The sequence below is a fragment of the Mycobacterium angelicum genome (assembly GCF_002086155.1).
Taxonomy (GTDB): domain Bacteria; phylum Actinomycetota; class Actinomycetes; order Mycobacteriales; family Mycobacteriaceae; genus Mycobacterium; species Mycobacterium angelicum.
In genome coordinates this window covers 1-496 of the sequence record NZ_MVHE01000263.1, presented here as the reverse complement: position 1 = coordinate 496, position 496 = coordinate 1, and the positions used below count along the sequence as shown (strand labels likewise).

1 pseudogene is annotated in these 496 nt (G+C 76.4%); it reads left to right on the top strand.

What is annotated here, in order from left to right:
• Window positions 1–496, top strand: a pseudogene (locus tag BST12_RS29315) (PE family protein); the annotation flags it as partial.

The window sequence follows — 496 nt, the reverse complement described above, 5'->3', positions numbered from 1 at the left end:
TGGTAGTGGTGCCGAGGGTGCCAATGCCACCACCGCGGGCGAGCGTGGCCAGGACGGTGGTAAAGGCGGCAACGGTGGGGTCGGCGGGACCGGCGGCAACGCCGTCGCACCCGGTGCCAACGGCGGCCATGGCGGCAACGGCGGCAATCCTGGCTTCAGCGGCGCTGGCGGGCTCGGGGGGCTCAGCGGTGACGGCGTGACCCGCGCCGCGCAGGGTGCGACCCCCGACTTTGCAGACACCGGGGGCAAAGGCGGCAACGGCGGTAACGGCGCCAACGCCGTTGCACCCGGCGGCACCGGCGCCAGTGGCGGAGCCGGCGGGAACGCTGGGGCTGGCGGCAAGGGCGGGGAAAACATCATCGGCGATGGCGGCGGCGGCGGAAACGGCGGGGCCGGCGGCAAGGGCGGTGACGGCGGCGACGGCGGCAGCGACCCCACCGAAGGGAGGGGCTTCGGTGGATTGGGCGGCGCCGGCGGGGCCGGCGGCAAGGGCGGC